Here is a 544-nt window from a genome sequence, read left to right on the forward strand (position 1 = left end):
GACACAGCACCAAAGCCTGCACGCGAAATCGTTTTACGTTTAGATTTGATAGTACGCCAAGACCAAACGCAGCTGTTTTACCCGAGCCCGTTTTACCCTGACCAATTACGTCACGCTGATTCAAAATCGCCGGTAAGCTTAACGCTTGAATTGGCGTCATATGGGTGTAGTTCAATGAATCCAGCGTTTCTAGTAGCGCTGGGTTCAGGCCTACTTGGTCAAAAGTTTGTTTGCTCACAGGGAAATATCCTCAGGTGGGATGAAAAAGAGGGCACATTATCGCCAGATTTTCTGGGAAGACCAGTGAAAATTAACCATTGTTAATGAGTATTGAAACAAAAGCGAGTACATTCAGGCACTCTACTATCATTATGGACGACGGACATGACCACTTGGATCACTTTGCCTTTTGCTCAACTAACTACCTTACAACTGTATGAGATGCTGCGCTTACGCGTCGACGTGTTCGTCGTCGAGCAAACTTGCCCGTACCCGGAGCTAGATGGTAAGGATATTATTGACGGCGTTCATCACCTACTCGGCT

At 46.1% G+C, this 544-nt stretch carries 1 protein-coding gene and 1 pseudogene; one reads left to right on the forward strand and one right to left on the reverse strand.

All coding sequences use genetic code 11. The features are described 5' to 3' along the window. On the reverse strand, positions 1-160 hold a 160-nt coding region (locus R8O11_RS30585), incomplete at its 3' end, for a DEAD/DEAH box helicase (RefSeq protein ID WP_412035102.1). A gap of 224 nt (positions 161-384) precedes the next feature. Here R8O11_RS30585 and R8O11_RS30590 point away from each other — a divergent pair. Continuing rightward, positions 385-544 (forward strand): annotated as a pseudogene (locus R8O11_RS30590) (GNAT family N-acetyltransferase); the annotation flags it as partial.

This window comes from Vibrio sp. 1288, assembly GCF_033344475.1.